Annotated in this window: 13 protein-coding genes; 1 reads left to right on the top strand and 12 read right to left on the bottom strand. The window is 32.8% G+C overall.

The features are described 5' to 3' along the window. Window positions 1-13: 13 nt before the first annotated feature. From V7014_RS25090 to V7014_RS25035, 12 genes are all read right to left on the bottom strand, one after another. The gene (locus V7014_RS25090) at window positions 14-196 is read right to left on the bottom strand and encodes a hypothetical protein (protein WP_335511500.1); all 183 of its coding nucleotides are present in this window, start codon (window positions 194-196) and stop codon (window positions 14-16) included. 554 nt (window positions 197-750) lie between these two features. Next, window positions 751-1,023, bottom strand: a complete 273-nt coding sequence (locus V7014_RS25085) for a hypothetical protein (protein WP_335511498.1) — start codon at window positions 1,021-1,023, stop codon at window positions 751-753. A 13-nt stretch (window positions 1,024-1,036) separates the two neighbouring features. Then, entirely contained in the window at window positions 1,037-1,258 is a 222-nt protein-coding gene (locus V7014_RS25080) for a hypothetical protein (RefSeq protein ID WP_335511496.1), read from the bottom strand. A 427-nt stretch (window positions 1,259-1,685) separates the two neighbouring features. Next, window positions 1,686-2,228, bottom strand: a complete 543-nt coding sequence (locus V7014_RS25075; RefSeq protein ID WP_335511494.1) for a site-specific integrase — start codon at window positions 2,226-2,228, stop codon at window positions 1,686-1,688. A gap of 40 nt (window positions 2,229-2,268) precedes the next feature. After that, on the bottom strand, window positions 2,269-2,640 hold the full coding sequence (locus V7014_RS25070) for a hypothetical protein (RefSeq protein ID WP_335511492.1): 372 nt from the start codon (window positions 2,638-2,640) through the stop codon (window positions 2,269-2,271). Continuing rightward, window positions 2,603-2,806 carry a hypothetical protein gene (locus tag V7014_RS25065; RefSeq protein WP_335511490.1) on the bottom strand — a complete coding sequence of 68 codons (204 nt, stop codon included), beginning with the start codon at window positions 2,804-2,806 and terminating at the stop codon, window positions 2,603-2,605. The genes V7014_RS25070 and V7014_RS25065 overlap by 38 nt, the downstream gene beginning before the upstream one ends. Window positions 2,807-2,813: 7 nt before the next feature. Beyond that, complete coding sequence (locus V7014_RS25060) at window positions 2,814-3,770, bottom strand: DnaD domain-containing protein (RefSeq protein WP_335511488.1); 957 nt, start codon at window positions 3,768-3,770, stop codon at window positions 2,814-2,816. Window positions 3,771-3,879: 109 nt separating this feature from the next. Next, window positions 3,880-4,548: an ORF6N domain-containing protein gene (locus V7014_RS25055; RefSeq protein WP_335511487.1), complete on the bottom strand. Its 669-nt coding sequence runs from the start codon at window positions 4,546-4,548 to the stop codon at window positions 3,880-3,882. Between the two features lie 147 nt (window positions 4,549-4,695). Continuing rightward, entirely contained in the window at window positions 4,696-4,872 is a 177-nt protein-coding gene (locus V7014_RS25050) for a hypothetical protein (protein ID WP_335511485.1), read from the bottom strand. Window positions 4,873-4,955: 83 nt separating this feature from the next. Continuing rightward, window positions 4,956-5,129, bottom strand: a complete 174-nt coding sequence (locus V7014_RS25045; RefSeq protein WP_335511483.1) for a hypothetical protein — start codon at window positions 5,127-5,129, stop codon at window positions 4,956-4,958. A gap of 48 nt (window positions 5,130-5,177) precedes the next feature. Then, entirely contained in the window at window positions 5,178-5,441 is a 264-nt protein-coding gene (locus V7014_RS25040; RefSeq protein ID WP_335511481.1) for a group-specific protein, read from the bottom strand. Continuing rightward, window positions 5,442-5,705, bottom strand: a complete 264-nt coding sequence (locus V7014_RS25035) for a helix-turn-helix transcriptional regulator (RefSeq protein WP_335511479.1) — start codon at window positions 5,703-5,705, stop codon at window positions 5,442-5,444. Window positions 5,706-5,881: 176 nt separating this feature from the next. On the opposite strand from V7014_RS25035, the gene V7014_RS25030 reads away from it, so the two are divergent. Further along, window positions 5,882-6,241 (top strand): helix-turn-helix domain-containing protein, encoded by a 360-nt coding sequence (locus V7014_RS25030; protein WP_335511477.1) that lies wholly within the window; start codon window positions 5,882-5,884, stop codon window positions 6,239-6,241. Window positions 6,242-6,323 lie beyond the last annotated feature (82 nt).

Genomic DNA, 6,323 nt, shown 5'->3' with positions numbered 1-6,323 from the left:
GAGCTCAGGGTCCTCAAGGAAATACTGGAGCAACAGGAACATCAGACTTTGCAGATTTTTTTGCGTTGATGCCTCCTGATAATGCAGCAACAGTTGCTCCAAATACAGATGTAAGTTTTCCGCAAGATGGACCTACTAGTGGGGCTTCTATTACCCGTACAGGTCCCAGTACATTTAACTTGTCTGCAATTGGCACTTATCAGATCTTGTTTCAGGTGAGTGTGACAGAACCAGGCCAATTGATTTTAACTCTCAATGACAATGACTTAGCCCCTACGGTGGTAGGACGAGCAACCGGTACTTCTCAGATAGTAGGAATGGCTCTTGTGCAAACGACAGTCATAAATACTATACTCACTGTACGAAATCCTGCTGGTAATCTCACGGCGTTAACTATCACTCCTATCGCTGGGGGAACAAGGTCTGTGTCAGCACACCTTATTATCACGAGACTCCAATAGTTATAATAGAAAGACATACTCTATAATTTTTGTGTTTCTATATTCCTTGAAAAATATAATATTTTTACCATAAAAGTTATAATTCTATTAATCCCTATTCATGAATCAGTTCCTGGGCGTGCCCGGGATAGACTATGACACTGGGGAGGTGGGTTTATGGAGTTCCACTTTAAAATCTCCTACAAAGCGTTGAAGATACTCACAGGATTTGCTTTGGCAATTATCGCTTTCTTCCTCTAGGGGAGGAAGGCGTTTTTGTTTTGTTATAACTCATTACTTTCTTCCTCCCCTATTTCATAAAATCGCGTTCAATCTCTTCAACAAAAGAAATTGCCCTTTTAAAACGTTTTATGATGTGCTCTAGTTCATCATTGTCATTTAAAATTTCATCTGTTCTTTCTACAAAATACTTCCCACTGAAACTAACCTTTCCTGTATCTTTGTTTAACCATAAAAAAGCTGAATCAGATTCATCTACAACAACCAATTGATCTTTGAATACTTCATGCTCTTTAAATTTCAAATTATATGCGTCGTGCTTTGTTTCATAGTAAGTACCCATCTTTTTTCCTCCCTTATAAAACCTCAAATTCTAGTTTGTTTTTCCGTTCTTGAATATACCTTGAACGAGCTTCCTTAGGAGAAATGGGATAAATCGGTTTCCCTGTCATTTCAACTTTGATATTAGTGCTTTTAACAGATATATCAGTCCATTCAAGAATTTTATAAAATTCTCCTCGTATAGGAGCTACCTTCCCAAGATAAAAACTTCTCCATCTATCATCATCGTATTTCATAGAGGTGATCAAGAGGACTTCGTTTCCCGGATTAATAGTACGATTCGAAATTGTGTAATCCAGCTTAGTTAGATTTTTACATATATAATTAACACGAATTCCTTCAGGTTCAACACTAAACCGTTCAATACCGATTAGTAGATGTGGTGTTCCATGAACATCAACAGTCTCACCAATTTTTCTTATCCGCTTAAAAAATTATAGTATATGGACAATCCACGGATAAGATCCATGCTTTTTTCACCCATTATTCTTCTCCCTCAATACTTTTTAGGAAACATAATACAAATTCTATTTATCTAGAAATCCGCTCTTCACAAAGATGTTTCGAAAAGCCCGATTTAAACGCGCTCTTTTGCTTCGCTTTAATGCTTTATTCATTCGTCTTCTTGCTTTAGCCTTATTTGCCATAGCAACATATCTCCTTTCATAGACTAAATCCGTCCACTGCCTCGTCTATGATGTCTTGATTTATTCCGATATATCGCATAGTAACACTTGGAGAAGAGTGATTAAAAATCTCCTGAAGTATGGCTATATCCTTGTATTTTTGATAGAAATGATAACCAAACGTCTTTCTAAGAGTGTGTGTACCAATTTCCAATATACCTACTTCTATTGCTGCTTTATTTAATATTTTCCAAGCTTGTACTCTTTTTATTGCCTGCTGCCCTCGTAATGATTTAAATAAGTAATCATCTTCATGTAATTGTTGAATATACTCCCTAATATGATCTTGAAGTTCCTTGTTAATTTTGAACCGTTTATATTTTCCTGTCTTCTTTTCATTAAGAATCAGATGAGATTTCTCTTTGACATCCGATACTGTCAAACTGAGAAGATCACTTATTCTTAATCCAGTATTGATACCCATGACAAACAAAAAATAGTTACGGTAATGCTGTTTCATTAACATTTCTTTCATTTCTGCGATTTTCTTTAGATCACGTATAGGTTGAACTGTTTTCAACTAATAGTCATCCCCTTGTTGTTTGCTACTTATCTTATGATTAGGACTTTGCTTTACTTTTTCTATATAAGCCAAGATTAGTAAGTTCTTGTTTTTTCCTTTGTTTCCAGCTGACTAAGGTGCTAACACTTGTTTTTAACTTTTCAGCAACTGCAACATCTGTTAAACCTTGATCTCTCAAATTCTTGTACTTTTCGATTTCAAGCGAAAATTTATTCGTTTTTCTAGGTCCCCAGATTTGATTACCTAAATTACATAGATCATGATAAACATCACACTTATTACATACTTCACTACTCGAATTTCTCTTATATAAGGTGGAGTAAAATTCACACTCTCTACAAACGTCTAAAAGTTCACAGATTTTTAAACTATTATTTTTTTCGCTCATCACTACACCAATATTTATCAAGAGAATGCTTTGGATTTTCCTTTTCGCACATAGCACTGATATACATTCGTTCTAAATCAGCTAATGTTTCGTAACCAGTTAATTCTTTAAAACCTAAATCACATAAACGATGCTGCAAGTAGCTTCTACGTTCATCAACAGCATTCTTTAATAGCAAATCAACCACTCACTTTCTACTTTTTATATTTTTCTTTCAATTTCGCTTGTAGTTGAGCTCTCCGTTTTTCAAACTCAGGATCATGAGTTTGACTCTCTTCTATTTGAGGATTTTTAATATATTCTGGAATGATCTCTTCTCGTTTTGGGAGGTAATTTAAATTTTTTTGTTTGCTCTTCTGTTCCTCAAAAGCAAGTTGTTGTGCTTTTACATCTGCTAATGTATATAGTTTCTGTTCATGCCATCTTTTTAAAATAGCTTCTACATAACTAAATGTCTTTTTACCGTTTCCCACTGCTAGTTTCATAGCTTCTATAACTAAATCCGTTGATAAATCATCACACCACATGTGAATCTTTTCAGAAATAAAAGATCCTATTGTGCCAAATCCATTACTTTCATAAAAATGAACAATATGAGTGAAATTTATTTCATCGACTACTACATTATTGTTATTGTTATTATTATTCTTATTATTATTCTTATTATTATTGTCCACCTGCCGTGGTACGATTCCTTGACGAGTCGTGGACGAATCAATAATACCTTTTGAAGAAAGAAATTCTATGAAAATGTTTTTTATGTTTTTCTGTTTAATATGATTAAAAATTGGTAAAAGTAAAGAATAATTTTTAACTAAATTCAATTCTTTTTTTATTAAATCTTCTATAGGTTTTCCAGCTCGCCCTAAGTTGTATTTGCCCCAGTTCAAAATTGCTATTTCACGCGTACTATCATCATAAGTAACTAATTCATGGTGATCTGTAAACCTCTGTAATAATGCTGCAATACTTTCTTGGGAGTAACCCATTTCAAAAGCAATTTGCTTCTTTGTAATTTGATATACACCGATTTGTCGAGTATGAGGATTAGTTAGAAGATATAAATAAAAGTACTTATCCTCCGGTGTAAACTCTTCTTGAACCTTAACGTCATTCCAAAAAGTCGTATGGACTTGTCTGAAAATCGTCATTTTAGTCCTCCTAACGAATATTTCTGTAACCAATAGTCAACTTACGGTATATAATTGGCTACATAAATCTATTATTAAGGACTGACACGGCAATGTCAGTTTTTTCTTTTTATACAAGTGGCCTCCATGCTTTTACCCAAGCCATAGCCTCATCAAAATCTTTTCTTCTCACAAAGATATACTTTGGAGCTAGAAAAGCCCTTCTTAAATGGCTGTGAAGCTGTGAATAAAGCTCTCGTGTTGTAAGCTCATAGTCTTCTTTAATACTTTCCACTCGGACTTTAATTTGATGATGTAATGCCGTTTGTTGTCCATGATTTAAAGTAAGTTCATCATTAACTTGTTGTTTAATAAATTGAATATCGTTTTTCATGGATGACACTTCTTCTGCTGTTTTAATAGACATTTTCATAGATGCAATTAATTGCTCTTGCTCAGATAAAACTTTTACTTTGCTAAAATACGAATCAACCAGTTTTTCGTATACTGACCAGGCTGCATCAGTATTAAGTGATTTAGCATGTAGAAAAGCACCTTTCTCAGTCCAAAGATACAATACCGAGGAATATTTAAGGCTGGCGTCAAATTGACGTGAACCTTTAAATGCTTTCAATTCTTCACCAGTAAGAGCAAAATAATGTTTACCTTGAATATATCTTTCAGCATTTCTTTGAAAATTTCGATTTATCATTTTGGTATCAGTTTGATAACTATCAGCTAATTGACTTGTTAACAATACTCTTTGTCCATCTTTTTCAATGACATTTAACTGACTCATGTAATCACCCTTTCTTTACATATAATCGAACGAGAGCCTTCCTAATTATTGAATCAATGATTATGACCGAGATCACCAACAACAAAGAAATACATATCATCGCTCCTATTAGGTGCAATCAACTCACCTCCCTTCAAGCTTTAGATTTCAAACAAGCCTTACATTAACCTTTCTTTCAATCTCAAACTCTATTTCTTTAGCAAGTGTGATATTTGTTGCTCCATTTTCAGCTAAATGTTTGATGTTATTCAAAGCATCTATATCGTCATCAAACATTGAAATGATTGGAGTAGAATTCTTGCCTTTGCAAATTATTACGTACATTTAGATCGTCCTTTCTGATTTTAGAACTAATACATTTCAACAAATTTCGCATACTATCTAAAAAGATAAGCCTTAAAGGCTAATTATTTTCCGTACCAATATTGAAGTGTATTAACAATATTAAGAATAACGGGATTGCCATTTTCAAATTCATGAGTAAACCATTTTTCTCTTTCACTTTCATTCATATTTACAAGTGGTGAGTGTATGGTAATCATTGTATTTCCTATTACATGTGTTTTCTTTGGAACTTCCATTTACTCAACCTCCTTTATTTTTTAATACATCTAATTAGGAGTGTTCCTTTAATTTCTTAAATCAATCCAAGATAATAAAAACTCTTTTGTAGCTTTTGCAGGGAAGTACCATTTACCCCCTACCTTGTGTTTTGGGAAGCCGGGTTCAAAAAAGAACTCCTTCTGAATGGTATTCCAACTCATACAAGTCCTTCTTTCTAATTCTCTTGAATCCCAAAATAGAAGTTCAGTATCGATTTCTTTAAGCTTCTCTTTAATCTGTTTAAGATAAATTTCCCTTAATTCAATTTCATCAATTTCAATTTTAAGCATTCAATCACCTACCGTTCGTTCCTTTTTAGGAACTTTCATTTCAAAAAAATAAGCACGTGGTATTCCAAAATAACTTGCCATCAATCGTGCTTCCTCCAGTGAAAAATCACTACCCGTTCCATTTAACTTTTGATTTACTGCACTAGGACTCTTTTGAATTAACAACCCAACTTCCTTTTGAGAAATATTATGCTCTACTAAAAAAGATTTAATCTTATTGTAAGGTAGATGCCTCCGTGATATTGAGTCATTTACATTTGCCATCTCTTCACCTCCACTCAAACGTTCCTATAAAGGAACAATTTCAGTATAGATTAATAAAAATTATCTATCAATAAAATTTGTTCCTTTACAGGAATATTTTTTGTGTTTATGTTGCATAATAGGAATTAATAATATAGTATATTAGATATGAATAATATCAAAAGGAGAAATTAATTATGTATTCATTTGGAACCGTCTTAAAAAACTTACGAATATCAAAAAACCTTAGCATTGAACAACTGTCAAAACAAATTAATGATAAATATCAAACAAAAATAAGTAAAAGTATGATTTCTAGATACGAAAATAATTTAGCTGAACCAAAAATGGATACAGTAAGAATTTTTGCTGATTTTTTTGACGCGTCTCCAGATTACATAATGGGTATTAATCACGAAGATCCAAAATCAAATGAAAAAACATCTAAAGCAATTGAAACAATCGCTGCTCACTTTGAAGGAAAAGACATCACAGAAGAAAAAATGAAGGATGTTTTAAAATACATTGACTTTATTTTTCAGGATGAAGATTTATAATTAAGGCGGGCTTTGTAAATGCATTATGAAAATTTGCTAATAGAATATAGAGATGTAAAAGTTAAAGAGAAAAATCTTGAAT

Source organism: Bacillus sp. JJ722 (assembly GCF_036963345.1).
Lineage (GTDB): Bacteria > Bacillota > Bacilli > Bacillales > DSM-1321 > Bacillus_AD.
Note: the sequence above shows the minus strand (reverse complement) of the source record. Positions and strands in the feature narration are given on the sequence as shown.